Annotated in this window: 22 protein-coding genes and 6 pseudogenes; 14 read left to right on the top strand and 14 right to left on the bottom strand. The window is 73.1% G+C overall.

Annotation, left to right across the window (positions count from 1 at the left end; all coding sequences use genetic code 11):
- Nucleotides 1–10 precede the first annotated feature (10 nt).
- A pseudogene (locus tag UK82_RS39170) lies at nt 11–1,000 on the bottom strand (elongation factor 4); the annotation flags it as partial.
- Nucleotide 1,001: 1 nt separating this feature from the next.
- Nucleotides 1,002–1,858: pseudogene (locus UK82_RS39175) on the bottom strand (GTP-binding protein); the annotation flags it as partial.
- A 324-nt stretch (nt 1,859–2,182) separates the two neighbouring features.
- Between UK82_RS39175 and rpsT the strand changes: the two are divergent.
- Entirely contained in the window at nt 2,183–2,452 is a 270-nt protein-coding gene (gene rpsT / locus UK82_RS21205) for a 30S ribosomal protein S20 (RefSeq protein ID WP_044882995.1), read from the top strand.
- A 167-nt stretch (nt 2,453–2,619) separates the two neighbouring features.
- Here the strand turns inward: rpsT and UK82_RS21210 are convergent, their stop codons facing one another.
- The 4 genes from UK82_RS21210 to UK82_RS21225 all read right to left on the bottom strand — a co-directional run bounded on the left by UK82_RS21210 (nt 2,620) and on the right by UK82_RS21225 (nt 7,825).
- A complete protein-coding gene (locus tag UK82_RS21210; RefSeq protein ID WP_236706243.1) occupies nt 2,620–2,898 on the bottom strand; it encodes a hypothetical protein in 279 nt (92 codons plus the stop codon).
- A gap of 80 nt (nt 2,899–2,978) precedes the next feature.
- On the bottom strand, nt 2,979–3,989 hold the full coding sequence (gene holA, locus UK82_RS21215; RefSeq protein ID WP_044882993.1) for a DNA polymerase III subunit delta: 1,011 nt from the start codon (nt 3,987–3,989) through the stop codon (nt 2,979–2,981).
- Between the two features lies 1 nt (nt 3,990).
- Entirely contained in the window at nt 3,991–6,606 is a 2,616-nt protein-coding gene (locus UK82_RS21220; RefSeq protein ID WP_055408897.1) for a ComEC/Rec2 family competence protein, read from the bottom strand.
- A 7-nt stretch (nt 6,607–6,613) separates the two neighbouring features.
- Entirely contained in the window at nt 6,614–7,825 is a 1,212-nt protein-coding gene (locus UK82_RS21225; protein WP_236706244.1) for a ComEA family DNA-binding protein, read from the bottom strand.
- Between the two features lie 293 nt (nt 7,826–8,118).
- On the opposite strand from UK82_RS21225, the gene UK82_RS21230 reads away from it, so the two are divergent.
- The 3 genes from UK82_RS21230 to UK82_RS21240 all read left to right on the top strand — a co-directional run bounded on the left by UK82_RS21230 (nt 8,119) and on the right by UK82_RS21240 (nt 9,684).
- Nucleotides 8,119–8,679, top strand: a complete 561-nt coding sequence (locus UK82_RS21230) for a YceI family protein (RefSeq protein ID WP_044882991.1) — start codon at nt 8,119–8,121, stop codon at nt 8,677–8,679.
- Nucleotides 8,680–8,805: 126 nt separating this feature from the next.
- Nucleotides 8,806–9,000, top strand: coding sequence for a ferredoxin (locus UK82_RS21235; RefSeq protein WP_044882990.1), 195 nt, complete (start codon nt 8,806–8,808; stop codon nt 8,998–9,000).
- Nucleotides 9,001–9,120: 120 nt separating this feature from the next.
- Nucleotides 9,121–9,684, top strand: a complete 564-nt coding sequence (locus UK82_RS21240) for an HdeD family acid-resistance protein (RefSeq protein WP_044882989.1) — start codon at nt 9,121–9,123, stop codon at nt 9,682–9,684.
- Nucleotides 9,685–9,793: 109 nt separating this feature from the next.
- Here the strand turns inward: UK82_RS21240 and UK82_RS21245 are convergent, their stop codons facing one another.
- The 4 genes and pseudogenes from UK82_RS21245 to UK82_RS21255 all read right to left on the bottom strand — a co-directional run bounded on the left by UK82_RS21245 (nt 9,794) and on the right by UK82_RS21255 (nt 12,602).
- Complete coding sequence (locus tag UK82_RS21245; RefSeq protein ID WP_044883062.1) at nt 9,794–10,588, bottom strand: tyrosine-protein phosphatase; 795 nt, start codon at nt 10,586–10,588, stop codon at nt 9,794–9,796.
- Nucleotides 10,589–10,784: 196 nt separating this feature from the next.
- A partial coding sequence (locus UK82_RS39180) for an SOS response-associated peptidase family protein (protein WP_236706245.1) occupies nt 10,785–11,190 on the bottom strand: 406 nt, incomplete at its 5' end.
- A gap of 1 nt (nt 11,191) precedes the next feature.
- Nucleotides 11,192–11,759 (bottom strand): annotated as a pseudogene (locus tag UK82_RS39185) (SOS response-associated peptidase); the annotation flags it as partial.
- A 150-nt stretch (nt 11,760–11,909) separates the two neighbouring features.
- The gene (locus UK82_RS21255) at nt 11,910–12,602 is read right to left on the bottom strand and encodes a M50 family metallopeptidase (RefSeq protein ID WP_095212088.1); all 693 of its coding nucleotides are present in this window, start codon (nt 12,600–12,602) and stop codon (nt 11,910–11,912) included.
- A 268-nt stretch (nt 12,603–12,870) separates the two neighbouring features.
- On the opposite strand from UK82_RS21255, the gene UK82_RS21260 reads away from it, so the two are divergent.
- The 4 genes from UK82_RS21260 to UK82_RS21275 all read left to right on the top strand — a co-directional run bounded on the left by UK82_RS21260 (nt 12,871) and on the right by UK82_RS21275 (nt 16,065).
- The gene (locus UK82_RS21260; RefSeq protein ID WP_044882987.1) at nt 12,871–13,602 is read left to right on the top strand and encodes a 1-acyl-sn-glycerol-3-phosphate acyltransferase; all 732 of its coding nucleotides are present in this window, start codon (nt 12,871–12,873) and stop codon (nt 13,600–13,602) included.
- Nucleotides 13,603–14,166: 564 nt separating this feature from the next.
- The gene (locus tag UK82_RS21265) at nt 14,167–14,667 is read left to right on the top strand and encodes a hypothetical protein (protein WP_255354334.1); all 501 of its coding nucleotides are present in this window, start codon (nt 14,167–14,169) and stop codon (nt 14,665–14,667) included.
- A 66-nt stretch (nt 14,668–14,733) separates the two neighbouring features.
- Nucleotides 14,734–15,399: a hypothetical protein gene (locus UK82_RS21270; protein ID WP_055408904.1), complete on the top strand. Its 666-nt coding sequence runs from the start codon at nt 14,734–14,736 to the stop codon at nt 15,397–15,399.
- Between the two features lie 129 nt (nt 15,400–15,528).
- Nucleotides 15,529–16,065, top strand: a complete 537-nt coding sequence (locus tag UK82_RS21275; RefSeq protein WP_052680873.1) for a hypothetical protein — start codon at nt 15,529–15,531, stop codon at nt 16,063–16,065.
- Here the strand turns inward: UK82_RS21275 and UK82_RS21280 are convergent.
- Nucleotides 16,062–17,225, bottom strand: a complete 1,164-nt coding sequence (locus UK82_RS21280) for an alkane 1-monooxygenase (RefSeq protein WP_044883059.1) — start codon at nt 17,223–17,225, stop codon at nt 16,062–16,064. The two genes, UK82_RS21275 and UK82_RS21280, sit on opposite strands and share 4 nt — an antisense overlap.
- 540 nt (nt 17,226–17,765) lie before the next feature.
- On the opposite strand from UK82_RS21280, the pseudogene UK82_RS39190 reads away from it, so the two are divergent.
- The 5 genes and pseudogenes from UK82_RS39190 to UK82_RS21300 form a co-directional block, all read left to right on the top strand.
- Nucleotides 17,766–18,044: pseudogene (locus tag UK82_RS39190) on the top strand (transporter); the annotation flags it as partial.
- A gap of 11 nt (nt 18,045–18,055) precedes the next feature.
- Nucleotides 18,056–18,550, top strand: a pseudogene (locus tag UK82_RS39195) (AEC family transporter); the annotation flags it as partial.
- Between the two features lies 1 nt (nt 18,551).
- A pseudogene (locus tag UK82_RS39200) lies at nt 18,552–18,668 on the top strand (transporter); the annotation flags it as partial.
- Between the two features lie 301 nt (nt 18,669–18,969).
- On the top strand, nt 18,970–19,857 hold the full coding sequence (locus UK82_RS21295) for a 3-hydroxybutyryl-CoA dehydrogenase (RefSeq protein ID WP_044883056.1): 888 nt from the start codon (nt 18,970–18,972) through the stop codon (nt 19,855–19,857).
- Nucleotides 19,858–19,966: 109 nt separating this feature from the next.
- Entirely contained in the window at nt 19,967–21,130 is a 1,164-nt protein-coding gene (locus UK82_RS21300) for an acyl-CoA dehydrogenase family protein (RefSeq protein WP_055408908.1), read from the top strand.
- 30 nt (nt 21,131–21,160) lie between these two features.
- Here UK82_RS21300 and UK82_RS21305 read toward each other — a convergent pair whose 3' ends face one another.
- Complete coding sequence (locus tag UK82_RS21305) at nt 21,161–22,783, bottom strand: LCP family protein (RefSeq protein WP_236706246.1); 1,623 nt, start codon at nt 22,781–22,783, stop codon at nt 21,161–21,163.
- 496 nt (nt 22,784–23,279) lie between these two features.
- Here UK82_RS21305 and UK82_RS21310 point away from each other — a divergent pair, with 496 nt between their 5' ends.
- A complete protein-coding gene (locus UK82_RS21310) occupies nt 23,280–24,191 on the top strand; it encodes a 2-hydroxyacid dehydrogenase (protein WP_044883052.1) in 912 nt (303 codons plus the stop codon).
- Between the two features lie 107 nt (nt 24,192–24,298).
- On the opposite strand, the gene UK82_RS21315 is transcribed toward UK82_RS21310, so the two are convergent.
- Nucleotides 24,299–25,267, bottom strand: a complete 969-nt coding sequence (locus UK82_RS21315; RefSeq protein ID WP_044882959.1) for an NAD-dependent epimerase/dehydratase family protein — start codon at nt 25,265–25,267, stop codon at nt 24,299–24,301.
- 10 nt (nt 25,268–25,277) lie between these two features.
- A complete protein-coding gene (locus UK82_RS21320) occupies nt 25,278–26,372 on the bottom strand; it encodes a hypothetical protein (RefSeq protein ID WP_055408913.1) in 1,095 nt (364 codons plus the stop codon).
- Between the last annotated feature and the right edge of the window lie 190 nt (nt 26,373–26,562).

Here is a 26,562-nt window from a genome sequence, read left to right on the forward strand (position 1 = left end):
CGGGGGTGGGTCACTTGCTCGTCGCGGGCTTCCCGGTGTCGGTGGACAGCGCGGCGATGAACGCCTCCTGCGGGACCTCGACGCGTCCGATGGTCTTCATCCGCTTCTTGCCCTCCTTCTGCTTCTCCAGCAGCTTGCGCTTGCGGGTGATGTCACCGCCGTAGCACTTGGCCAGCACGTCCTTGCGGATCGCCCGGATGTTCTCCCGGGCGATGATCCGGCTGCCGATCGCCGCCTGGATCGGCACCTCGAACTGCTGGCGCGGGATCAGCTCGCGCAGCTTGGCCGTCATCGCCACGCCGTAGGAGTAGGCCTTCTCCTTGTGCACGATCGCCGAGAAGGCGTCGACCGTCTCGCCCTGCAGGAGGATGTCGACCTTGACCAGGTCGGCGAGCTGCTCGCCGGCCGGCTCGTAGTCGAGACTCGCGTACCCCCGGGTCCGGGACTTCAGCGCGTCGAAGAAGTCGAAGATGATCTCACCGAGTGGCAGGGTGTACTTGAGCTCGACCCGGTCGGTGGACAGGTAGTCCATCCCCTTGAGCACGCCGCGGCGCCCCTGGCAGAGCTCCATGACCGCGCCGACGAAGTCGGTGGGCAGCAGCAGCATCGCGTCGACGATCGGTTCGTACACCTCGGCGATCTTGCCGCCGGGCCAGTCGCTGGGGTTGGTCACGGTGACCTCGGAGGCGTCCTCCATCACCACCCGGTAGACGACGTTCGGCGCGGTGGAGATGAGGGTCAGGTTGAACTCGCGTTCCAGGCGCTCCCGAACGATCTCCAGGTGCAGCAGGCCGAGGAAGCCGCAGCGGAAGCCGAAGCCGAGCGCCGCCGATGTCTCCGGCTCGTAGGTCAGCGCGGCATCGTTGAGCTGGAGCTTGTCGAGCGCCTCGCGCAGCGCCGGGTACTCGCTGCCGTCGATCGGGTACAGCCCCGAATACACCATCGGCAGCGGGTCGCGGTAGCCGCCGAGCATCTCCGTGGCCGGATTGCGGGCGGTGGTNACGGTGTCACCCACGCGGGCCTGGCGGACGTCCTTGACCCCGGGGATGACGTAGCCGACCTCGCCGACCGACAGCGAGCCCGTCGGATGCGGATCCGGCGAGATCACCCCGACCTCGAGCGTCTCGTGGCTGGCACCCGTCGACATCATCAGGCAGCGGTCCCTGGTGGTCAGGGTGCCGTCGACGACCCGGACGTAGGTGATGACGCCGCGGTAGATGTCGTAGACACTGTCGAAGATCATTGCCCGGGCGGGTCCGGCGGGGTTGCCGACTGGCGCGGGCACCTGCCGGACGATCTCGTTGAGCAGCTCCGGCACGCCCTGGCCGGTCTTGCCCGACACGCGCAGTACGTCACCCGGGTCGCAGCCGATGATCGCCGCGATCTCCTCGGCGTACTTCTCCGGCTGGGCGGCCGGAAGGTCGATCTTGTTCAGGACGGGGACGATGGTCAGGTCGTTCTCGATCGCGAGGTAGAGGTTCGCCAGCGTCTGCGCCTCGATCCCCTGCGCGGCGTCGACCAGCAGGACCGCGCCCTCGCACGCGGCCAGCGACCGGCTCACCTCGTAGCTGAAGTCGACGTGGCCGGGCGTGTCGATGAGATGCAGGATGTAGTCCTGCCCGTCCTGCGCCCGCCAGGGCAGCCGCACGTTCTGGGCCTTGATGGTGATCCCACGCTCGCGCTCGATGTCCATCCGGTCGAGGTACTGAGCGCGCATGTTGCGCGCCTCCACGACTCCGGTCACACCGAGCATCCGGTCGGCAAGGGTCGACTTGCCGTGGTCGATGTGGGCGATGATGCAGAAGTTGCGAATCATCGCGGGGTCGGCGCCGGGCGCCAGGTGCGGGGCTGCGGACACGCGGAGAGTTCTCGTTTCGCTCGCGGTGGTCACGGGAGCCGTCCCGTGCCGGGATCTGGGTCGACCTCCCTTCATCGTGCCAGGAGCCGGCACGGAGGTTGCGCCGGTGCACCGGCCGGCAGCGGTTTGATATTCTGGGCGCCGCCTTGGTGGGCCGCGTCGCCAACCCGAGCGGTCCGGCCGCCTCCGACCCCGCGTGACACCGGGTTCGGCGCAGGTGGCCGGCCTCCGAGGCGCCGGTACTCCGAGCCCGCCGCGCGCGGCCGGCGTCCGTATGATGACGTGTCCGCACCATCCCGACTCGACAACCAGAGGTTCCTCCGCGTGGCCAACATCAAGTCGCAGATCAAGCGCAACCTCACCAACGAGAAGCGGCGGCTGCGCAACAAGGCTGTCAAGTCCGAGCTCAAGACGCACGTGCGCCGGTTCCGCGACGCGGTCGAGGCGGGCGACGCCGAGCGCGCCAGCGAGACCCTGCGGGTCGCCTCCCGCAAGCTGGACAAGGCTGTCAGCAAGGGCGTCATCCACCCGAACCAGGCCGCCAACAAGAAGTCGGCGCTGGCTCGCGCGCACGCGAGCCTGACGGCTGGCTGAAACCGCGCGGCGGAGCCGGGGCGCCAGGGGTGCTCCGGCTTTTCTGCGTGTCCACGTTGCCCGCGGGCCCGCTCGATTCCCTGCCCGTCTGCCTACCGCCCGTCGCGGGTGCGGTGCGGGTGCGGTGCGGGTGCGACCGAAGCGGTCCCCAGCGGATCGGAGCGGTCCTAGCGGGTAGCCGGGTCGCCCGGCGGCTTCTGCGCACCCGCCGGATCGGTGTGCGCCGGCTGGATCAGCCGTTCGAGCACCTCGTGGTACGCGACCATCGCGGCGACGGTCACCGGCAGGACGCCGACCACCCAGGCGCTTGCCAGGTCTCCCAGCGCGACGACCACCGTGACCAGCCCTGTGACGGTCGTGAGCAGCCCGCGCATCCAGCCGGCGGGCAGAACCTGCAGCCCGAACCAGCCTCCCGGCGGCGGCGCATCGGTTTCGTCGGGATCCACGGCGTCGTGCCCCCTGGCCGGCTCTGGCCGGCCACCTGCCCCGCCCGCCGGGGACGACCCCTCCGGCCGCTGCGTCCCGCTCATCGAAGCCCGCCGCGGTGGGCGCGATCCCGGGGGAAGGACCGCGCCACGGCCACCTCACGCAGGAGCTTCTCCAGCGCATAGCCCGCGTCCACGGACGCCCCCTTCACACCGGCATCCGCCGTCGCCGACGCGCGCAGCGCGAGCGCCAGGCCCGGATCGGACCAGGCGCGCGCGGAACGCTGCGCCTTCTCGACCTTCCAGTCGGGCATGCCGAGTGCGCGGGCGAGGTCCCACTTCGTCCCCGGGCCGGCCGAGGACACCCGCGCGAGATCCCGCAGGCCGCCGGCGACGGCGCTGGAGATCAGCACGGCCGCGGTCCCCCCTTCGATGGCCTGGCGCAGCAGCGTCAGCGCCTGCGGCAGGTCACCCCCGATGATCGCGTCGGCGACGGCGAACCCGGTGGCCTCGGCGCGCCCCCGATGGAACCGGGCCACCGCGGCCTCGTCCAGCATGCCGCCCTCGGTGTCGGCGACGAGCTGGTCACACACCGCGGCGAGCTCACGCAGATCGCCACCGACGGCATCGAGCAGGGCCCGCACGGCACCGTCGCTGATCCGCCCACCGAGGCGACGGACCTCGGCGACCACGAAGTCGTGCCGTTCCCGGGGCTTGGTGATCTTCGCGGCGGGCACGACACGGGCGCCCGCCGCCTTCATGGCGTCGGCCAGCTTGCGGTTCTTCACCGCACCGCTGTGCACGAGCACGAGCACGACGTCGTCGAGGGGATGGCTGATGTAGGCCAGCAGCGCGTCGCGCAGCTCCTCCCCGAGGTCCTGGACCCCCCGGACGACGACCGCCCGGCCACCGCCGAACATCGACGTGGCACCGAGGTCCACCATGTCCGCCTCGCTGAACTCGGCGGCTGCCCGGTCCACGATCTCCACTTCGGGATCTCGGGCGCGGGCCGCGTCGAGGACCTCGCGGACGGCTCGCCCCACGAGCAGGTCCTCGTCGCCGGAGACGAGAACGAGCGGGGGTGCTGGAGAAGCTGGCACGCGGGTGAGCATGTCACGATCCCTCCCCCGACCGGCGGCGCACCACCGAGACCGGGTTGCGGGCCGGCGCGCCGGGCCGGTCCGGCCGATCCGTCCCAGGCTCGGGGCAACGCTGACCGGGCTGACCGGCCCCGGGCGGCGCCGCGGGTGCGACCACCGCCAGCGCCCCGTCGCGATCGGTCCGGGCGACGGCCATCCCGGCCCGGTTCAGCGCGCGCAGCGTCGATGCCGCCGGATGACCGTAGTCGTTGCCCGTCCCGACGCTGATCAGCGCGAAGCGGGCCCCGCTCGCCGCGAGGAATCCAGGGTCCTGGTTGGCGGACCCGTGGTGCGGAACCTTGAGGACGTCCGCCCGTAGCCCGGCCCGGTCCTGCGGACGGCCGAGCGACAGCCGTTGGGCGGTTGCCTCCACATCCCCCGTGAGCAGGATGGTCGCGGCGCCGACCCGGGCGGAGAGCACCAGGCTGTCGTTGTTGGGATCGCTGTCCGTGCCGTGCAGGATGATCCGGGGCGCCAGCACCGTCCAGCAGACCGCGCCCGCCCGGCCCCAGGCACCCGCGCCGATGGTGCGCAGCGGCACGCGCGCCCGGTCCGCCCATCGACGGACCGAACGCCACTGACCCGCCGGTTCCCGCAACGGGCCGACCAGCACCTCCCCCACCGGCAGCCGGCCGAGCACGCCGGGGAGCCCGTCGACGTGATCCGCGTGCAGATGGCTCAGGACGATCACGGGCAGGCGGCGCACGCCGAGCTCGTTGAGGCAGCGGGCAAGCAGGTCCGGATCCGGTCCCGCGTCGACCAGCACCGCACTGCCGGGCCCGGCCGACAGCACCAGCGCGTCCCCCTGCCCGACGTCGCAGGCCACCAGCCGCCAGCCGGCGGGCGGCCAGGAGGCGAACCGCTCGACGACGGCGCAGCGCGCCAGGAGCAGGCCGACGACGGCTGCGGTGGCCACCCGGCGCCCCCACCGCCGGCGCAGCACCGCCACCGCGACGAGGGCGGCGAGCGCCGCCGCGCCGGCGCCCAGCACCCCTGCGGGCCAGCCAACCGTGGCCGCCGGAAGGTGGGCGCAGCGGCGCGCGACCGTCACCAACCACCAGCAGGGCAGGTCCGCAAGGTGCGCCAGCATCCGGGCCAGCGGGGGCGACACGGCGGCGACGACCAGGACCAGGACGCCCAGCATGGTCGCCGCGGGCACCGCTGCTACGGCGAGGACATTCGCGCCGATCGCGACCAGGCTCAGGCCCCCGCCGATCCACGCCAGCAGCGGCATGCAGGCAAGCTGAGCGGCCGCCGCCACCGCGAGCACCTCAGCGAGCCGGTCGGGCAGCCACCGCGCGAGGGCGGCGTGCCAGCCCGCCGCGAAAACGATCATTCCAGCGGTGGCCTGGACGGACAGGGCAAAGCCGACGGAGACCGCGAGGGTGGGCTGCGCGAGGACGAGCACGGTGACGCTCGCGGCCAGGGCCGGCAGGACCGCGCGAGGTCGGCCGGCAGCGAGTGCTGCCAGCCCGATGAGCCCCATCACGGCGGCGCGCAGGACGCTGGCGGAGGGTCGGGCGAGGACGACAAACCCGACCAGTGCGGCCGCGCCGCCCGCCGCCCGCCCGCGCAGACCACGCCGCGCCCGCGCCGCCACGACCAGGGCGGACGCGGTCACGACGGCGACATTGCCGCCGGAGACGGCGGTCAGGTGCGACATCCCGGCGCTGCGGAAGTCGGCGCGCAGGTCCTCGTCGAGTCCGGAGACGTCCCCGACGACGAGCGCCGGCAGCAGGCCGCGCCGCGGTTCGGGCAGGCCGGCGGAGGCATCGCGCAGGCCGGCCCGCAGTCGCCCGGCGAAGCGCTGCAACGCGTCGGGATCGCCCCTCAGACGCGGCGCTCCGGTGGCCAGCACGACCGCGGCGACGGTGTCGCCCGCTCGGGGAACGGCGAACCGGCCCACGACCTCCAGATGTTGGCTGGGCAGCAGATCACCCCAGCCGGCGCCCCGCCCGAGCAGGATGGCCGAGGCACGCAGCCGCACCACGACGGGCCCGGCGATGACGCGCTCCAACCGGACGGCCACGACGAACGTGGTGGGGGTAGCCGTCGGCGGACCGACTCCGGGCGCGGCCGGGGCGGCCGGCCGCGGATCGTCCGTGACCACGGCCTGGGCGGTCATCGGTACCCCCTGCCGCACCAGGTCGGCGAGCGGGCCTCGGTCACCGGGACGCGTCGCCAACCCGCCTGCGAGGACTCCGGCGGCGAGGAACACCACGGCTGTCAGAACCACCCTGGCAGCCGTGGGCAGGATGCCATCCTGATCGCCGTCGCCGTCGCCGTCGGCATCGGCATCGCCGTCGGCATCGCCGTCGGCATCGCCGTCGCCGATCGGCGTCGGCGCCGCGATGCGCCCGCTGCCGGTATGGCGCCGGCGGCGGGCCCGGGTCAGCAGGCCCGCCGGCACCGTCAGGACTGCCGCGGCGGCGAGGACGAGTGCGGCGTCCGGCAACGACCAGTGGACCGCGACCGCCGCGCCGCCCCAGGCCGCCAGCGCGGGCGTGACCAGCCGGGCATCGGCCGGCGCAGCCGCGGGCGACGGCCGCTGAGGCAGCGCGAGGCCGGTCTCCATGCCCACGGCGACCATCGCCGCGTCACACCTTCACCAGCGGCAGCAGGTCCGCCAGTCGCTTGTCGCCGAGGCCGGTGACCTCCCCAAGCTGTTCCGGGGAGCGGAAGGGCCCATGCTCGGTGCGCCACTGGACGATGCGCCCGGCAAGCACCGGACCGACCCCGGGCAGGCCGTCGAGCTGCTCGGAGCTGGCGCTGTTGAGATCGATCGGGCCGTTCTGTGTGCCACCGCCACCGCCACCGCCACCACCGCCACCGGCGGCGGGGGACGCGCCCGCGACGGACGCCGGCGCGGCCACGGCGGGCGGCGGCCCGGGGCGGCCATCGACGAGGATCTGCTCACCATCGACCAGCACCCGGGCCAGACCGATACCCGTCGTGTCGGTGCCGGCAAGCACTCCCCCGACCCGGTCGATCGCGTCGACCACCCGAGAACCGGCAGGCAGCCGGACAACACCGGGCCGCGTCACCCGGCCGGCAACGTCGACCACCACCTCACCGGCGGCGCCGGCGAGGGCCGGGGTGGCCGCCACACCCACGGCCGCACCCGCCGCTGGGGTCCGGCCGGCGTCCGTCCTGGCAGCGTCGACGAAACCGCCGTCCGCGGCTGCACTCGACGCGACGACCACCGCCGAGGGCCGGCCGACCGGCGCGGCGACCGACACCGGCCGGTGCTGCCAGGCGAACCAGGTCGCCAGGAGCGCGGCGACGAGCGCGACCAGGGCCAGGACCAGCGTCGCGCTCGCGGCCGGCGCCGTCACCACACCGCGAAGGCTGGCCGGGAACCGCCGCGCCAGTCGCTCTCGAACCGCCCGCCAGCCACCTTCCGGTAGCGCAGCGCTCCCCGTCCAACCGGCCGCGTCGTCCACGACCGGCGCCGCAGAAGGACGGGCGGCCGACCGGTCCGGGGCGCGCAACGAGCCGTCGTGTCCCGTCTCCGGACGGGCGTCCAGGTCCGTCTCGCCGGCGATGACGCCACCATCGGTGCCACCCGAGCTGGGTCTCCCGTCGGCATCGCCGTCGTGGCGGTCAACCCGGCCTGGGACGGCGGCGTCGGCGATGGCGTCGAGCCACTCCTCGTCATCGGCGAAGACGCCCTCGCGCACCCCACCGGGTGGATGCGGTTCGCCGGCGGACACCGGTGGGGGCGGATCGGGCGGGAAGGGCTCGGGGAACCGAGCCGCGAGAAGGGGGGATGGGGACGGGCACCCGGGACCGGGGGTGATTGTGACCATGACCGGACCGTAGATCGATCTGCGGTCCATGCGCCGGGCCAGATGGCGATCTGTGGACAACGGCGGGTTATCCACAGATCGGCCCGGGGCTCTGGGCGGACGACCGAGATCTCGTTACGGTCGTCACAGATCAGCAGGCAGCGCCCGGAATACGTCTCCCGCCGGGACGTTGACCCGAGCTGTAAGTTGCGCCTGCAACGACCTGGCGGCGGAACCTGCCGACCGGTCAAGCACGCCACACCACTCCGTCGCCGGGCAACCGACATGTCCGGCGGCTCCCTCTGGAGGACGCGATGACCACGACCACCGCCCTGACCGACCTGACCGGCACCTGGACGATCGACCCCGCCCACTCGCGGATCGGCTTCGCCGCGCGGCACGCCATGGTCACGACCGTGCGGGGGCAGTTCACCGCCATCGAGGGCACCCTGAACCTGGACGGTGCCGAGCCGACGGCGTCCACCGCCACCGTGACGATCCAGACCGGCTCCTTTGACACCGGCGTGCCGGACCGCGACGGCCATGTGAAGTCGGCCGACCTGCTCGACATCGCGACCTACCCGACGATCACCTTCGTCAGCACCGGCGCGGTCGCCGGCAAGGGCGACGACGAGTACGTGCTCACCGGCGATCTGACGATCCGCGGCGTCACCCACCCGGTCGACCTCGACATCGCCTTCGAGGGCAGCTCCAAGGACCCGTTCGGCAACGTCCGGGCCGGCTTCACCGGCACCACGACCCTCAACCGCAAGGACTTCGGCCTGACCTTCAACGCGGTGTTGGAGACCGGCGGCGTCCTCATCAGCGACAAGGTCAAGGTCGAGCTGGACATCTCCGCGATCAAGGCGTCCTGACGGCCCACCTGGGAGCGGCGCATTGCCACTGTGGCCTGCGGAGGTGACACTTCTGTTCCTCCACCGGGCCCAGCGGTAGGGTCCACGCGACGCCGACATTCTGGGAGCATCACGGGAGGTGCGCCGATGCACGTGACCGTCAACTTCGACCGTTGCGCCAGCAGCGGCACGTGTGTCCAGCTCGTTCCGGACGTCTTCGAGATTCGGGACGACGGCTACCTCTATCTGCTGATCGAGGAGCCGGACGACGCGCGGTGGGACGACCTTCAGGAGGCAGCCGACTCCTGCCCGACGGAGGCGATCAGCATCAGCGACGGCTGACGGGCCCGACGGACCGCGGGGCGGTCGAGGGGCCGCCGAGCGGTGCGGTCGGGCCAACACCGGGTAGGAACTCGGTACGGATCCGCACGGGTGGTGCGGGTCGGTACAGGAGGTGCCTCGATGGCGACGATCTACCGGCACCAGCGACACCGGCAGACGCCCAGCGCCGTATGGCCGGCGCTACTCGTCGTCGGTCTGGCTGTCACGGTGCTGGGACTTCTGCTGATCCTCAATCCGTTCGCGACGGCCGGCACCCTGGCCGTGCTTGCCGGGGTGTCTCTGGTCCTGTCCGGGATCGGCGAGACGCTGGCCGCCGCCAGGGCCGAGAACTCCGCGGGCACCGCCTTCTTCGGGATCCTGCTCACCCTCGGCGGCGTCGTCGTCCTCCTGTGGCCGGGAGTGACGTTGCGGGTGCTGGCGTTGCTCGTCGGCGCCATCCTGATCATCACCGGCGTCGCGCGGGCGCTGGTGACCCGGGCGTTGCAGTCGCCCGAGGCCGGTGCCCGCAGCACGGTGCCCAGCTACGCGGTGGCGGCTGTCAGCGTGGTGCTGGGTGTGCTCGCCCTCGCCTGGCCGGACGCGACGATCGTGGCGCTTGCGGTGATCTTCGGGATTCAGCTCGTCGTCACCGGAGTCACCGAGATCGCGCTGGGGCTGGCGTTGCGGCCGCGCACGCCGGCCTGACGTGGGTCTGGCGGGTTGCTACCGACGGTCCGGCCGGCGCCGGCCGGACCGTCGGTAGACGGGCCACCACTCGCGGGTTGCCGGCCCGCTCAGGCGTTGCCGGGCCCGCTCAGGCGAGGAGGCGGTCGCGCCAGCGGCGGATCGACTCCTCGCCGGCGCCGTGAGCCCGGACCCAGCCGGCCACCCCGCCGGGATGAGCGTCGGTCGTGGCGATGACCGCCTCCGCGGCGGCGAGCGACGTCTTGACCAGCTCGCGGCCCCGCTTCGGGTCGCTCACGCCGGGCAGCAGGGCGTGCCCCTTGAGCCGCCTGACCACGCCGCGCATGTTCTGCTCGGTGGCCGCGTAGTCGGCGAGGACGTTCTCCTCGACGACGCCGGCGAGGCGCAACAGCACGGCGATCGTGACACCGGTGCGGTCCTTCCCGGCGGCGCAGTGCACGAGCACCGGGCCCGGCGCCTCCCCCACGACATCGACGATCGCGGCGAGTTGGGGCGCGGCGTGCTCGACCATCGCCACGTAGAGCGCCTGCAGGCCGCCCTCCATCGCCCCCGAGGTGGCGGTGTGGCGGCCGGGCGCCGCCTCGTCGCCGAGCAGCGGGAACACCCTGATCTCGGCGCCGAGAGCGGCGAGCGGGTGCGGATCGGGCCCGCGCTCGACGGCCGAACGCAGGTCGATCACCGTGCGCGGCGGCCAGGTCATCGACTCCGGCGGCGGGCGATCCCCGACCTTGGGCATCTCGCTGCGGTAGAGCACGCCAGGGCGGGTGCGACGGCCGTCTGCGGTCGTCATGCCTCCGACGTCGCGGAGGTTGACCAGCCCGGCGACGTCCGCCGGCGCCGGCGCCTCGAGCGGCGGGGCGGAACCGGCGCCCGCCGCGTCGGTCGGATCGGTGAGGGACGTCATCGGGTTCTCCTCCGGCCGTGCGTGCCTGGTCATGGTCATGGCCGGTCGGCGCCGGTCGGGCTGGACCGCCGCCGGCCCGAGTCGCATCGGACCCAGACGGCGGGCCCGTCCGCCCGTGACGCCGCCGCCGGCGGCATCCCCCATCCTCGCGGATTTCCGCCGGATGAACCTGCAATCACATGATGCGTCCGTCCACTCACCGTTCGCCGCGGGCGGTGACGTCGCCGGTCACCGCGTCGGCCGGATCGAGTTCGAACAGCGACAGGTCCACGGCGGCCCCCGCCGGGCGCGCCTCGGCCGATCCCGCTCGGCTGCTCGCGGCACCGCTGCCGGTGGCCAGGTCCACAGCCGCCACCGTGGGACCGCCCGCCAGCTCCACTGCCTCCGCCACCGCCGGATCGAGGTCGACCGGGTCGGTCAGCCGGGGATCCTTGTTGCGGACGTTGCCCACCGCCGCGCCCACCGGATGGGCGGCGAGCACCCCGACCGGCGCCGGACGCAGCAACGGGGCGAGCGCGGCAGGGTCGGCCGCCGGATCGATCCACCGGTCCCAGGCCGCCGCGGGCAGGATCACCGGCGAGCGGTCATGCAGGAACGCCAGGNCCTCGGCCGCCCCGGTGGTCAGGATCGTGAAGGTCACCAGCGGCGTCTCCCCCTTGCGCCACACCTCGTAGAGGCCGGCGAAGGCGAAGATCCCCCCACTCTCCGGATGACCCGCCGGGTAGATGTAGAACGGCTGCCCGCGCCGGGATCCGCCGCCCGGATGGAACCACTCGTAGAAGCCGGTGGCGGGCACGAGGCAGCGCCGGGCCGCGAAGGCCGCGCGGAACGCCGGCTTGGTCGCCACCGTCTCCGCCCTGGCATTGATCATCTTGGTGCCGATCGCGCGGTCCTTGGCCCAGGACGGCACCAACCCCCAGGTGGCCAGCCGCAGGACCCGGCCGGCCGGCGCCCGTCCCGACCGATCGTCACCCGACGGGGCCCCCGAGTCGCCGCCGGCCGCGCCACCCGGTCCGCCGCCGGCCGCGGGCGGCTCCGCAACGACGATCGGCATCGTCGACGTGGGGGCAACGTTGTAGCTCTCCCTGACCCCACCGCCGGTCTCGTCGCGGGCAGACATGGCGGCGACCAGATCGTCGGCCTTCAACTTCTGCGTGTAACGACCGCACATGCCGACCAGTGTGGCAGCCGGGTCCGACATTTCCTGGCAGCGCCCAGCACCCCATGATCCCCAGTGCCCCTGATCCCCAGCGCCCCTGATCCCCAGCGCCGGTGACGCCGACGCCCGCCGACGCCGTCACGCCCGGCGGGGTCCTGGCGCTCAGCCGAACAGCAGACCGCCCCCGCCGGCGAGACACGCGAGCCCCGTCAGGCCGAACAGGCCCACCCAGAAGCCCGGTGGAAGCCCGGTCAGCCGGGCGAGCTGATCCGGATCCGAATCCCTCCCCCGGCGACGCCGCCGTTGCCGCTGCACCTCGACCACCGGCCGCAGCGCCCCGAACAGCAGGAAGCAGGCGACGTAGGCGGCGAACCCGGCGCGCGCGGTGGGCGGCGCGAACCAGGAGACCGCCAGGATCGCCGCGGTGCTGACCAGCAGCGACATCACCCCGAAGCCGTTTCGGATCACGACGAGCATCGCGAGCAGCATCGCCACGCAGAGCTGGAGCACCAGGCTCGTGCGGCCGGTGGCCAGCAGGGCGGCGGCGCCGAGTCCGATCAGCGAGGGCGTGGGATAGCCGGCGGCGACCGTGGCGATCACGCCGGGGCCCGTCGGTCGCCCGGAGGAGACGGTGACCCCGGAGGTGTCCGAGTGCAGGCGGACGCCTGCCAGGCGACGGCCACTCGCGACCGCGGCCAGGGCGTGCCCGCCCTCGTGCGCAATCGTGATGACGTGTCGGGCGACGGGCCACAGCCGATCGCTGAGTACCGTCACGGCCGCGAGGACCGCGGCGACGACGAACACCCACTGCGGCGGCGCCGCCTGCGCCTCGATGCTGCGCCGCAGGATCTCCATCCGGCCGCTCCCTCCCAGATACGTGCGCGTCGCCCGATGCGTCGCCACCTCTTCCGATACGTGGCCGTTGGCCCCACACCGGCCGACGGCGCCCGTTCGGACATCATCGATCCTCGGGCCGGGGGAGCGCGAAGGTGCCGGCGGGGGTCCTCGAAAGGGCGAGCGCTCCCCTGTCAGGCGCCCCCGTGGTCGGGGGGCGGCGGTAGGGTCGGGAACGCGTTTGGGTGCCTGGGGGAGACCGCGAGGACAAGCTGAGGAGTGGCCCGTCGTGGCGGAATACGTCTACCGGCCGGTTATCACTGTGGCGAGGGGGCTGTTCGGCGCGCTGCGCCTGCGGCTCGACATGCGGGGTGCGGAGAACATTCCCGCCTCCGGTGGCGGCATAGTCCTGATCAATCACGTCTCCTATCTCGACTTCGCGCTCGCCGGCCTACCGTTCTGGACCGCCCGGCGGCGGCTCGTCCGTTTCATGGCCAAGAAGGAGGTCTTCGACCACCGGATCTCCGGTCCGCTGATGCGCGGGATGCACCACATCCCGGTCGACCGGCAGGCCGGGGCCGCGTCGCTGCGGGACGCGCTGAAGGCGCTGCGCGCCGGCGAGTTCGTCGGGGTCTTCCCCGAGGCGACGATCAGCCCGAGTTTCTGCCTGGCCTCGTTCAAGTCCGGTGCGGCCCGGATGGCGGCGCACACGAACGTCCCGGTGATCCCGGTGATCCTCTGGGGCAGCCAGCGGGTCCTCACGAAGGGGCATCCGTTCACGCTGCGGGACGCGATCGGCACCCCGATCTCCATCACGGTGGGCCGCCCGGTCCCCCCGGCCGAGCTCACCGACCGCCGGACTGGGACGGACGTCCTGCACAAGGTGATGACGGAGCTGCTCGACGAGGCGCAGCGAAGCTATCCGCGCCCCGCGCCCGGCGAGCCCGACTGGTGGGTGCCCGCGCACCTTGGCGGGTCGGCCCCGTGGCCGCCCACCGAGCCGGACGACCCGGAGGCGTGAGCGGCCCACAGCCCCGGACCGGCGCCTGGCCCTGACCCGCGCAGGCATACCGACCCTGGGCAGGCATACCGACCCTGGGCAGGCATACCGACCCTGGGCAGGCTTGCCAACCCTGGGCAGGCGACACGGCCCTCAGCCTTGACCGGCCGCGGCCTGCGTCGCAGCGAATCATCCGGGGCCGGCAGCTCCTCGTCAGCTTTCTTGACCACCGGCACGTGCCTCCGGAAATCTCGAGCCGAGGAATTCGGGCTCCGCACCGCCGAGCGGGCGACGGCGGGGTGCGATGGCGATCGAGGTGTTCCAGACCGGCGATGACAAGATGTTCGTCGACGCGCCACCCAAGGTCGATCCGCACATCCGGCTGGAGCCCGCATCGACCTGCGAAGCCTCTCCCGCCGACCCCGGCCGCCCGCCCGGTAATCCGCATCGATCCCGCCATTCAGACCGGGCGGGATGGGAGCACCGGCGGCTGGTAACACCGGCTGAGGCGGTAACGCCGGCTGAGGTTCCTGCATCCGGTGACGGGGATATTCTTCCTTCCTTGCTCAGGGCGCGGCCCTGCTCCTGGCCGATCAGCGGGTGCGTTATGCCGACATCACCGTCGTCCCCCGGACCTACCTCCATCGGGGGTTTCAGCCCGCGACCCTGTTCGCCGCCCTCGACGGCGGCCGGCACGCGGGCGAGGACGAAACGGGCATCCAGCTCCGTCGGCTCGCCGGAGTGCCGGACGCCCCCGCCGGCGAGCCGCGCGTCGCGGCGGAGCGCACCATGGAACTCGCGCTGACTCTCGGCTACGAAACCGTCATCGGGATCGGGATCGGCGCCGGGCGTACCTGTCCGCCTGCAGGTGCTCGGCCTGATCGGGCGCACCTGGTCGCGCCGATCCGGTCGGCCGTCGACACGTCGTTCCCGCCGAAGCCGGGGCGGACGATCCTGCGCGCCGAACTCGCCGAACTCGCCCTGGCCTGGAATGCGGCGAGGCGGAACGAGGCGCGTCGCCACGCCCCCGACGGCACTATCGGGGCCCTGGTACGCCCGGTTCCGCTTTCCCCGCGTTTACCGTGAAGGCACCTGGGTACCCGACCGGGCGGATCATGATGCGGAAGAGGGACGTCAGGCGGAGGTTTTCCCGTGCTCACCGTAGGCTGGATTTTACTGGTGATCTGCGCCGTCGCCGTCCTCGCCAGCGTCATGCTCCTCGGGCAGCGTGACAGCCGACGGGCAGGGCTGCAGCGGCGATTCGGTCCCGAGTACGACCGCGTGCTCGCCGAGCACGCGGACCGGCGATCGGCGGAACGCCAGCTCCGGCAGATCGCCGACCGGCGCGACGCGCTCACCATCAACCCGCTGACCCAGACCGACCGGGCGACCTACACGGCCCGCTGGGAGACGCTGCAGACCCGTTTCGTGGACGATCCCGCCGAGGCAACCAGCCTGGCGGACGCTCTCGTCGGTGAGGTGATGCGGGCCCGGGGCTATCCGGCCGGCAGTTTCACCGAACGCGCCGAGCTGCTGTCCGCCGACCATCCGCGTGTCGTCGCCGGCTACCGGGAGGCGCATAAGCAGACCACGGCCAAGCCGGACGGGAAAGGTGCCGCGGGCCGGCGGGACACCGAGAGCCTGCGCGCGGCCTTCGTGCGCTACCGCGAGGTGTTCAACCAGCTTGTCGGCGTGACCGCCGGCGCCGGCAGCCACGCCGGCTCCACCGGCGACCGGACGAACCGGCAGGACCGGCAGGACCGGCAGGACCGGCCTGCCGCCGGCCTCGCCGCCACGCCCGGTCAGCAGGAAGCGTGAACCCCCGCGAACCCGGATTCGTCCACCAGAACCCGTCTCTCGGCCGGGTGACCTCCGCGGTCACCGCGCCGACGGCACCGACGCCGCCCTGTGGCCGGCCCCCCTCGTAGCACGACAGGAAGGACCGTCATGAGCCTCGACGGCATCAGGCACGACCGCCGCCCCGCGGCGAACTCCCGGCCCGGCCAGGGGCGCGACGCCGACCGGTGGCGGGAGATCCTGCTCGGCTTCGTCGACGATCCTCGGGCCGCGGTCGAGCAGGCCGACCGCCTGGTCGACGAGGCGGTGCGCGCCCTGCAGGATCGGATCGAGGCGCAGCGCGGCGACCTGCGCGAAGCCTGGCGCTCCCGCGGCGAGGCGTCGACGGAGGATCTGCGCATGGCGCTGCGTGGTTACCGCGATCTCTGCCAGGATCTGCTCGCCTACGACCGCGGGGAGTCCCGCAGCTTCGCCCCGGCGGGGTCGACGTCGGTGGTGGCGCGGGACGCGGGCCGGGCCGCCGCCGGGCCGAACGGCGCCGCCGATCCCGCCGCCGACGCCCGACCGTCGGCCGCCGCCCCGGCCCGGCCGGCCTCGGACGACGAACGGCCCCGGACGCCCATCCCGATGGAACCGTCCCGGTCGCGGATCGCGCCGGCGGGTGCGATGTGGGACGGGATCCGCTAAGCGCGGTAACGGGCCGCCAGAGCGCGCCGCCGCGGCGGATGTACGTTCGCCCGGCTCAGGTCGCCGCCGTAATGGGCGACGACGCGGTCGTCCATCAGCCGGAACCACACCGGGGGCAGGTACGCGGCGAGCAGCAGCGTGGCGTATCCCGCCGGCAGTTGCGGCGACTCCTCGAACGAACGCAGGACCTGGTAGCGCCGGGTGGGATGGGCGTGATGATCGCTGTGTCGTTGGAGCTGGTAGAGCGCCAGATTGCTGGTTACCGCGTCGCTGTTCCAGCTATGTCGCGGGGTGACGGGCTCGTGACGCCCGTCGGCGGTACGGACCCGGGCCAACCCGTAGTGCTCGATGTAGTTGACGCCTTCGAGCAGGGTGAACCCGAACACCGCCTGCGCGGCGAGGAAGACGAGCACCGACGGTCCGAAGGCGGCGGCCAGCGAGCCGAACAGGGCGGCGGTGAGCAGCCAGCCAAGCAGCACCTCGTTGCGCAACGAGACCACCCGCGCGCCGCGCAGCCGCAGCCGGCGGCTCTCCAACGACCAGGCCGACCGCAGGCTACCCACCACGGTGCGCGGCCAGAAGCGCCAGAAGCCCTCCCCGAGACGGGCGCTGGCCGGGTCGGCCGGCGTCGCGACCCGCACGTGATGACCCCGGTTGTGCTCGACGTAGAAGTGGCCGTAGCAGGTGGGCGCGAGCATCAGCCGCGCCAGCCACCGTTCGAGCCGAGCCCGCTTGTGGCCCAGTTCGTGGGCCGTCGTGATGCCCACCCCGGTCACCGTGCCGACCGAGACCACCACGCCGACGCGGGCGGCCGGCGACAGTTCGCCGCCCGCCCAGGCCGCGGCGCCGAGGACCAGACCGATGCCGGCCAGCGGCAGGTAGAGGTAGGTGCACCGGCGGTAGAAACGATCCGCTTCAAGAGCGGCCCGGATCTCTTCGGGAGGATTCACCGAATCCGCGGGCGTCGATATGTCCAGCAGCGGGACAAGGACGAAGACGAACAGCGGGGTGATCCACCAATGCACCCCGAGGCCCGTACGGTGCCACAACCCGTAGCTCACGATGGCGAGCAGTGGCACGATGATGGCGGTCAGCCACATATACCGTTTACCGTCACGCCAGGCAATCCCACCGGGCGCGGTGAGCACGGGAGCCGCCACCGGCACCTCCGATCCGCCGGGCCGACCGGCAGGTCACCGACCGGGCCAATGCAGGCACGAAACGGGCATCCGACGGTTCGGCAGAACTGATCCGTCAATCTGCCATCCGTCCTCCACAATGACAACAGGATGTCCGCCACAACGACCCGTGAGGAGTAACTCGGCAGTGGCGATGGACGGTGCGCGTTCCCGGCCGGCGGGCCGGCGGTCGCGGTCGATGAGCGACTCGCCGCCCTGGATCGGCGGGGTGATGGTGGGCACCCTGCTGCTGGCGGCCCTCGTCCTGATCACCTACACACTGCTGCCCCTACCCGGTCAGGAACGCCTGGGCGAGGGTAACTACCTGCTCGCCGCGGCGCTGTTCGCCGCGAACATCGCGTTCCCCCGGCTGCTGCGCCGGGTGCGTCGGGCGCNCCGACGCCGGGCGGAGCGCCGCTGACCGGCTGAGCTGCCCGCTGACCGGCCGAGCTGTCGCATACCGTGACGTGGGCTGGCCCACGTGCGGCCCTGCACGGCGGCGCCGACTGCCACGATGGCCGGATGTCCGCCCTGGTCGTCCTGCTTGTCGGCCTGGTTGCGGGCATCGTGGTCCGGCGCCGGCAGCGGCTGCCCGCCCAGGCCGCCGCGGTCGTGAACACCTGGCTGCTCGACATCGCGCTGCCGGCGCTCGTCCTGCGCGCCATGCATACCGTGACCTTCCCGGGCAACCTCGCGCTCGTGGTGGCCGCGCCCTACCTGCTGTTCGTCCTGTCCACGGCGCTGTACCTGCTCGCGGCGCGGCCGATGGGGCTGTCCCGCCCGACGGTGACGGCCCTGGTCNCCGCGACGGNGGTGGCCAACACCAGCTTCGTCGGCTTTCCGATGGTCACGGTCTTCTTCGGGGCGTCGTCGGTGCCCATCGCCGTGCTCGTCGACCAGCTTGGTTCGTTCCTGCTGCTCAACACCGTGGTGCTCGGCGCCGTCACGATCATCGCCGGGGCGTCCCTGCCGCGCGCGGAGCTGGCTCGCCGCGTCCTGACCGCGCCGGCGCTGTGCGCCCTGGTGGCCGCGTTGGCGCTGCGGCCGTTGGCCTTCCCCGACTGGCTGGACTCGGCGCTGGCCTCGCTCGGCGCGACCCTCACCCCGCTCGCCCTGTTCTCGATCGGCCTGCAACTGGAGGTGCGAGCCGTCCGGCAGTGGTGGCGCGAGCTGGCGCTCGGCCTCGGTGTGAAGCTGGTCGTCGCCCCCGCGCTGGTGGTGGGGGTCTACGCGCTGACCGGAACGCTCGGCGACCACGACGTGACGATCGCGCTGTTCGAGGCGGCGATGCCACCGATGGTCGCGGGNGCGCTCATCGCCGCCCGGCATGATCTCGCCACCCCGCTGCCCAGCCTGCTGGTGGGGGTCGGGGTGCCGCTGTCGTTTGCCACGCTGCCCATCTGGTCGTTGCTGTTGAAGTCCTGACCTGGGCCGACGTCCGATCTGATGAGCGGAACAGGCACACGGACTAGGCTGGACGTGGACACGGAAGCGGTGTCCGGAGCCGTCGCCCCCAGCCGCCCGACGCCTCGTGGAAGCGGGCCGAGATCCGTCGTGCGCCGCCTGCGGTTGACGTGCCGCGCCCGCGTGGCCGATCGTCGTGGCTGCCGCGGTTCCGGCACCGTCGATGTCCCCCAGCAGATTCGGGATCAGGCGAGCGCGAGGAGTGACTTCGGTGGATGCGGTGCAGACAGCGGACCCCGTCGCCCGGGCGGCTGCCGCCGAGGTGACTGCCGCCGAGGCCGACTCGGGTTCCACGTTCACCCGCCTGGGCGTGATCGGGTGCGGGCTGATGGGCTCCGGGATCGCCGAGGTCGCCGCCCGCGCGGGCCTGGACGTCGCCGTCCGCGAGATCGACGAGCCGGCCCTGAGCGCGGGTCGCACGCGGCTGACGTCCTCGCTGGACCGCGGGGTCCGCGGCGGCAAGCTGACCGAGGCGGACCGGGACGCGGTGCTCGCGCGGCTGACCTTCACCACCGATCTCGGCGACTTCGCCGACCGTGACGTCGTGATCGAGGCGGTCGCCGAGAACGAGCAGCTCAAGGCGGACATCTTCGGGGCACTCGACAAGGTCGTGACGCGGCCGGACGCGATCTTCGCCTCCAACACCTCGTCTATTCCGATCATGAAGCTGGGCATGGCGACGTCCCGGCCGGAGCAGGTCGTCGGCATCCACTTCTTCAACCCGGTGCCCGTCCAGAAGCTCGTCGAGATCGTCCCGTCCCTGCTGACGGCGCCGGCGACCGAGACCGCCGCCGAGGGCTTCGTCACCGGCCGGCTCGGCAAGGAGGTCATCCGCTCGAAGGACCGGGCCGGCTTCGTGGTGAACTCGCTGCTCGTTCCCTACCTGCTGGCCGCGGTACGGATGCTGGAGTCCGGCTTCGCCGTCGCGGAGGACATCGACCGCGGCATGGTGCTCGGCTGCGCCCATCCGATGGGCCCGCTGCGCCTGTGCGACCTCATCGGCCTCGACACCATCAAGGCGGTGGCCGAATCGATGTACGAGGAGTTCAAGGAGCCCCTGTACTCGCCGCCGCCGCTGCTCATGCGCATGGTCGACGCCGGGCTGCTCGGCAAGAAGACCGGCCGCGGCTTCCACAACTACGCGGCCTGACCGACGACGCGGACTGACCGACACGGTCTGAACAACGACGCGGACTGAATCCCGTGCGCGGCCTGACCCCTCGTGCCATCCGAGGACCCGACGACCAAGGCGGCCTGCTGTGAACCCGAGCTTCGACCTCTACCAGCTCGCCGAGGAGCACACCGCGCTGCGGGAGGCGGTGCGCACGCTCGCCGAGAAGGACATCGCGCCGTTCGCCGCCGACGTCGACGAGCACGAACGGTTCCCGGACCAGGCACGCGAGGCGCTCGACCGGGCCGGCTTCGCCGCGGTGCACGTCCCGGAGAGCTACGGCGGGCAGGGGGCGGACTCGGTGGCCACCTGCATCGTCATCGAGGAGGTCGCCCGCGTCTGCGCGTCGAGCTCGCTGATCCCCGCGGTGAACAAGCTCGGCAGCATGCCGATCATCCTCGCCGGCTCCGAGGAGCTCAAGCGCCTCGTGCTGCCCTCCCTGGCCAGCGGCGAGGCGATGATCTCCTACGCGCTCTCCGAGCGGGAGGCGGGCTCCGACACCGCCTCGATGCGCACCCGCGCCCGCCTCGACGGCGACCACTGGGTCCTCGACGGCACCAAGACCTGGATCACCAACGCCGGCGTGTCGACCTGGTACACCGTGATGGCCGTGACCGACCCGCACGCGACGAAGAAGGCCGACGGCATCTCCGCCTTCGTCGTGCACCGCGACGACCCCGGCTTCGAGGTCGGCTCGAAGGAACGCAAGCTCGGCATCAAGGGCTCCCCCACCCGGGAGATCCACTTCACCGGCTGCACGATCCCCGCCGACCGCATCATCGGCGAGCCGGGCACCGGCCTGCGCACGGCGCTCGCCACCCTTGACCACACCCGGCCGACGATCGGCGCGCAGGCCGTGGGCATCGCCCAGGGGGCGCTCGACGCCGCCATCGCCTACGTCAAGCAGCGCCGCCAGTTCGGCCGGGCGATCGCCGACAACCAGGCCGTCCAGTTCATGCTCGCCGACATGGGCATGAAGATCGAGGCGGCCCGCCACCTCGTCTACGTCTCCGCCGCCCGGGCCGAACGCGGCGAGCCCAACCTCGGCTTCGTCTCCGCCGCCGCCAAGTGCTTCGCCTCCGACGTGGCGATGGAGGTCACCACCGACGCGGTGCAGCTCTTCGGCGGCGCCGGCTACACCCGCGACTTCCCGGTCGAACGAATGATGCGCGACGCCAAGATCACGCAGATCTACGAGGGCACCAACCAGGTCCAGCGCGTCGTCATGTCCCGCGCGCTGCTCAAGGGCTAGATCAGCCGCCGTCTCCCCTGGCGGGCACGATCACTGGATGCAGGAAGCTGCGGCCGTGGTGGTCGGCACGGCCGTCGGGCTTGCCGTCGCGGTCGTGCCTCCCAGCTCGGCGGCCTTGGCGGTCGGGGCGGAGTCCGGCGTCGTGATCTGGGGGGTGATGGCAGCGCCCGGCAGAGACGGCCCGGCGACGATGAGGCTGGAGCCCGCCAGGCTGACCCGGCCGGAGGCGCGTGCGGCTCCGGCCGACGCCGGTGCCTCCGGGGAGACGGTCGCGGTCGGGGCGGTCCCGGCTGTGCCGGCGGCCGGGACGGTGACCGAGGGGCTCGGCCCGGGCTGCGGGGTGACGCCTGGCGAGGCCACGGGGTCGGTGCCCGATGACGCTGCGGGATCCGCGGTGGCCGACGCGCTGTCGCCGTCGCCCATCGTGCGGGCGAAGAAGGCGCGCACGGCGTCGGGATCGTAGAGGAAGTAGAACGCCGGGTGGGCGACCTGCCCGGTGACCGGGATCGTCGCGAAGGTCACCGTGCCGCTGTTCATGCCGTGCAGCCGGCTGGCGAGCCGGCGCAGGTCGGCGGGGTCGGTGGCGTCGTCGAGGACGGTGGACCGGGTGACGGCCCCGAGGAACGCGGCGAGCTTGGCGGGGCGCAGCAGCACGTCGCCGGAGGACACCTTGCGGAACACCGCCGCCAGGAACGCCTGCTGGCGGTGGATGCGGGACAGGTCGCCGTCGATGAAGCCGTGGCGCTGGCGGACGAAGGCGAGGGCCTGCGCGCCGACGAGGTGGTTGTTGCCCGGCTGCCCGACGAACCCGGAGCTGGGATCGTCGAGGTTGGTCGCGTGGACCCGCCGGCCGTTGTCGAGGGTGACCGTCTCGATGTACGGGGACGCCGTCAGGCAGACGTCGACCCCGCCGATGGCGGTCGTCATCTGCTGGAATCCGCCGAAGTCGATCTCGGCGTAGTGGTCGATGCGCACCCCGGTGAGCTGCTCCAAGGTCGCGACCAGCAGGGCCGGGCCGCCGCTGTTGAAGGCGCTGTTCACCCGGTCCCGGCGCGCGCGGTGGGTGCCGCCGTCGCCGTCGGTGTAGGCGGGGATCGGCAGGTAGAGGTCCCGCGGGATGGAGACGATCTGGGTCGTGCCGTCCGATGACAGGTGCGCGATCATCATCGTGTCCGAGCGGGCCCCGCCGACCTTCGCGGCGTCCGTGCCGGTCCGCACGTCGGAGCCGACGAGCAGCCAGTTCTCCGTTCCCGCCGGCACCGCCGGGGGCCGGGAGACGTCGACGTGCGGCAGGGCGATGCTCGCCCGCGCGATCTTGCGGTCGTAGACGGTGAGGACCACCCAGCCCGACACCGTCGCGGCGAGGACGGTGACGCTCAGCACGGCCGCGAGGACGAGCGTGATCCGGGAGCCCACGCCGCGGCGGCGGCCAGGACCCCGCGCGGCCGGCTCGGCCCCGGACCCGCCGCCCGGATCCCCCGAACCACCCACCGGATCGCCGGGTCCGCCGGCGACCGGCCCGCCCGGAACCGCGGACAACGGCGACGCGACGGGTCGGGTGGACGCGGCCGAGGGTCCGCGGTAGATCGGCGCCGTGGCGTCGTCGGTGCCGACCGCCGCACCGGTGGCTGGCGGTCTCGGCTCGGCGGCCACCGGAGGACCGTCCGCCCCCGCTGCGGCGGGCCCGGCCTTCCCGCGAGCAGCGGGCGGATGGGACCGGCCTTCCGCGGGCGGAACGTCAGGGGAAGCTGAGGCGGGCACCGGTCGCTTCACGTCGCCGCCCCTCCCCGCGATGATGCCGGCGAAATGACCGGATAGACCTACCACAATAAGCGGTATTTCCCGGTCATCGGCAACCTGGACCGCGCTATGTGACGACGGCCGCCCTTACCTGGGCAAATCCAGCACCGGCCGCATCATGCCGGCCACCCAGGCGGATCCGCCCGGCCCGCCGGTACGGGCAGCCGCGTTCATCTCCGTCCTCCCACTCCCTCTGTGTCCGTTTTGTCCCTACAGGCGGCGCGGCTTTCCTCCAGGGAAAAGGGAGGGGCCGGGCATGCGCGCCCGTAACGCACGGCCGCGGGTACGGGTCCGGCCCGCGGCTCTGGTACGACAGAAGGGTCAAAGCGGCGCGGTGCAGGGAGGCTTCTTGTCCAGATCGGTCCTCGTCCTCGTCCCGACCGACGGCGGTGTCACGGCGCTGTCGGCGGTCCCCGGGATCGAGCCGCTGCGGTACGACCCGGACGCGCCCCTGCCGGCGGCGGCCCGCGAGGCCGAGGTGCTGGTCGTGGCGGCGAGCACGGTGCAGCGCCAGCTCGACGCGATGCGGGAACTGCCGAAGCTGCGTCTGGTGCAGACCATCAGCGCCGGCACCGACCAGTGGCACGGCCGGCTGCCGGCGGGGGTGGCCCTGTCGAACGCCCGGGGCGCGCATGGCGGTTCCACCGCTGAATGGGCGGTGGGCGCGCTGCTCGCCCTCTACCGCGAGATCCCGCGCTTCCTCTCCGACGCCACAGCCGGCCGCTGGGAGCCACACCAGACCGGGACCCTCGCCGGCCGGCGGGTGCTCGTCCTCGGCGCCGGCGATCTCGGCACCGCGCTGCGCCGGCGGCTCGAACCGTTCGAGACCGAGGTCACCATGGTGGCCCGGCGACCGCGGCCCGACGTGCACACCCTCGACGAGGTGCCCGGCCTGCTGCCCGACCACGACGCCGTGGTGGTGATGCTGCCGCTCGCCGACGAGCTGCGCGGCCTGGTCGACGCCGCCTTCCTCGCCCGCATGCCCGACGGCGCGATCCTGGTCAACGCCGCCCGGGGGGCCCATGTCGTGACGTCGGCGCTGCTGGCGGAGCTGGAGTCCGGGCGGCTGCGGGCGGCGCTGGACGTCACCGATCCGGAGCCGCTGCCGCCCGACCATCCGCTGTGGCGGGCCCCGGGCCTGCTGCTCACCCCGCACGTGGGCGGACTGACCACCGGCGTGTCGCAGCGGATCTGGAGCGTGATCGCCCGTCAGCTCGACCAGTACGTCCGCGACGGCCGACCGGAGAACCTCGTCGGCTGACCAGAGAACCTCGTCGGCTGACCAGAGAATCTCGCCGACCGATCGGAGAATCTCGCCGACCGGCCGGAGGACCTCGTCGACCGGCCACGGGTGGGCGCGGGATCCGGTCAGGCGCGGTCGAGCTCCGCGAGGGTGCGACGCAGGCCCTCGGCCAGCGGAGTCGGTTCCCAGCCGAGCTCGGTCTGGGCCCGGGTGGCGTCCGGGATCGCGTTCCAACGCAGGTAGTGGAGCTGGCCGCGGGCGAGCGGCGGCGGGCGGCGGGTCAGCCGGGCCACCGCCTCGCCGCCCGCGGCGAGCGCCGAGGCCGCCGCGGCCGGGATGGTGACGGCCGGCGGGCGACCGCGTCCCCCGGCGACGACGACCGCCGCGGTCAGCTCCCGCAGGCCGACGTGCATGTCGGAGAGGATGTACCGCGCGCCGGGGCGGCCCGCGCGGGCAGCCGCGAGATGACCGCGAGCCAGTCCCTCGGTGAAGACCAGCCCGAACCCGCCGGGCGGGACGGCGGGCAGCAGCCCGCGCAGCGCCGGGCGGAACATCCGGCTTTCCATCGAGGTCGGCCCGTAGGGCGGGAAGCCGTAGACGGTCGCCGGGTTGACGATGACCACCTGCATGCCACCGGCGGCGGCGAGCACCGCCCGTTCCGCGCGCTGTTTGGAACGCTCGTACGGAGTTCCCTTCGGGGCGGCGGCGAGTGCGGTCTCGTCGAAGCGGCCGCCCGGTGGGGCGTCGAACACGTCGATGGTGCTGGTGTGCACCAGCCGGCGCACGCCGGCCTGCGCCGCCGCCCGTGCGACGTTGTCCGAACCGGCCACGTTGACCCGGTCGAACTCGTCGGCGTCGGGTAGCCACTGCTCGGGAACGCCCATCGCGTTGAACACGATCTCGATCCCGGCCACGGCGGCCGGCAGCGTCGCCGGGTCGGTGACGTCCCCCACGACGACGTCGACCGGCCGGGGCAGGCCGGACGCCCGGGCCGGGTCGCGGACCAGGGCCCGCACCTGGTGGCCGGCCTCGAGTGCGGCCCGCACGACCGCCCCGCCGACCTTGCCGGTCGCGCCGGTGACCAGGACCCTCACCGGCGCGAGCCTACGTCGGGTCGTCTCCCGGGCCGGGCCACGACCCGCCGCCCCGGCCGCCCCAGCCGCCCCAGCCGCCTCCCGAGCCGTCGGCCGGGTCCCGCCGGCCCCGGCCGACCAGCCGGGAGCGGCCGGCGGCGGTGCGCCTGGCCTCGACCATCCCGCGTGCCACGTACCAGCCGGCGCGGTACCAGCCGGCGCGGTACCAGGAGGTGGGGGACCAGCCGGTGCGCACCACGGCGGTGGCGTCGGGCCCCGGTCGGCCCTGTGCGGCGCGCGGTCGGGGCAGGCCGAGCAGCAGGTCCGCGCCCGCCGGCGGGGTGGTCGTGTGGGTGCTGGTAATCGCCGAATAGTCGCCGAAGAACTTCACCTCGAGGCGTTCCCGGCGGATCTTGCCCGACCCGTCCGGGATGAGGCGCAGGAAGTACAGCACGCTGGTCCCGCCCGCGGCGGCCCGGTCGTGCGGGTTGTAACCGCCGCCATCCCAGTGGAACTCCGCGCGGGTCCGCAGCACCCAGCGCAGCCCCTCGATGATGATCGGGTTCGGCTGGGGCAGCCGCATCGCGAAGTGACGTTCCAGCTCGAAGGCGCGCTCCTGTTCGACGAGGCCGGGCGGCAGCTCGGGGGTGCGCCGCACCATGAAGATCTCGACCGTGCGGCCGGCGCCGGCGTCGGAGCGCAGCGACGCATGGGTGAGGCGCACGTCGAGCAGGTCCGGCCGCACGCCGTAACGCTCGCCCAGCCGGGCCCGCACGATGACGCTCGGGACCAGCGCGCTGGGCTCAAGCCCGAGCGAGGCCAGCGCGGCCAGGGCAGCGTCGAAGTCGTCGACGGCGATCAGCAGAGCCGCGTGGTCGAGCACGCAGTACGCGGCGACGAGCGCGACCAGCTCGGCGGAGCCGTCGATTCCATCGAACAGGCCGGCGAGCAGCCCCTCGGTGTTCAGTGACCGCAACGGCACGCAGACGGCCTCGATGCGGCGGACGTCGACCTCGTCGATGGCCGTGGGGGCGCCTCGTCCGGTGACGGCGCCCCCCCGTGAGCCCCGTAGTGGCCCCCGCTGTAGTCCCCGCAGTGGCCCGGTTCCCGTCGGCGTGTCCGTCATTACGTGCCGCCTCTCGCCACGCGGCGCGGGCCCGATCGGGCGCGCCGGTCCGGTCCCGGACCGGTCCCGGACCGGGACCGGTGGGGCGGCCGCGGTCCTGGTCGTCAGGGCCGGGCCCCCGCACCGAGCCGGCTGGCTTGCTGCAGGCATCCGGGTGGGCGCCGAAACTTTTCCGGGAGCCTAGCGGCAG

The organism is Frankia sp. ACN1ag, from assembly GCF_001414035.1.
In the GTDB taxonomy this organism is placed as follows: domain Bacteria; phylum Actinomycetota; class Actinomycetes; order Frankiales; family Frankiaceae; genus Frankia; species Frankia torreyi.

What these genes read in the sequence shown, in the direction of transcription:
- UK82_RS21225 (WP_236706244.1), bottom strand. Translation starts at nt 7,825, where the DNA reads ATGGTCACAATCACCCCCGGTCCCGGGTGCCCGTCCCCATCCCCCCTT.
- UK82_RS21235 (WP_044882990.1), top strand. Translation starts at nt 8,806, where the DNA reads ATGCACGTGACCGTCAACTTCGACCGTTGCGCCAGCAGCGGCACGTGT.
- UK82_RS21240 (WP_044882989.1), top strand. Translation starts at nt 9,121, where the DNA reads ATGGCGACGATCTACCGGCACCAGCGACACCGGCAGACGCCCAGCGCC.
- UK82_RS21230 (WP_044882991.1), top strand. Translation starts at nt 8,119, where the DNA reads ATGACCACGACCACCGCCCTGACCGACCTGACCGGCACCTGGACGATC.
- UK82_RS21245 (WP_044883062.1), bottom strand. Translation starts at nt 10,588, where the DNA reads ATGACGTCCCTCACCGATCCGACCGACGCGGCGGGCGCCGGTTCCGCC.
- UK82_RS21255 (WP_095212088.1), bottom strand. Translation starts at nt 12,602, where the DNA reads ATGGAGATCCTGCGGCGCAGCATCGAGGCGCAGGCGGCGCCGCCGCAG.
- UK82_RS21220 (WP_055408897.1), bottom strand. Translation starts at nt 6,606, where the DNA reads ATGGTCGCCGTGGGCATGGAGACCGGCCTCGCGCTGCCTCAGCGGCCG.
- UK82_RS21275 (WP_052680873.1), top strand. Translation starts at nt 15,529, where the DNA reads ATGAGCCTCGACGGCATCAGGCACGACCGCCGCCCCGCGGCGAACTCC.
- UK82_RS21320 (WP_055408913.1), bottom strand. Translation starts at nt 26,372, where the DNA reads ATGACGGACACGCCGACGGGAACCGGGCCACTGCGGGGACTACAGCGG.
- holA (WP_044882993.1), bottom strand. Translation starts at nt 3,989, where the DNA reads ATGCTCACCCGCGTGCCAGCTTCTCCAGCACCCCCGCTCGTTCTCGTC.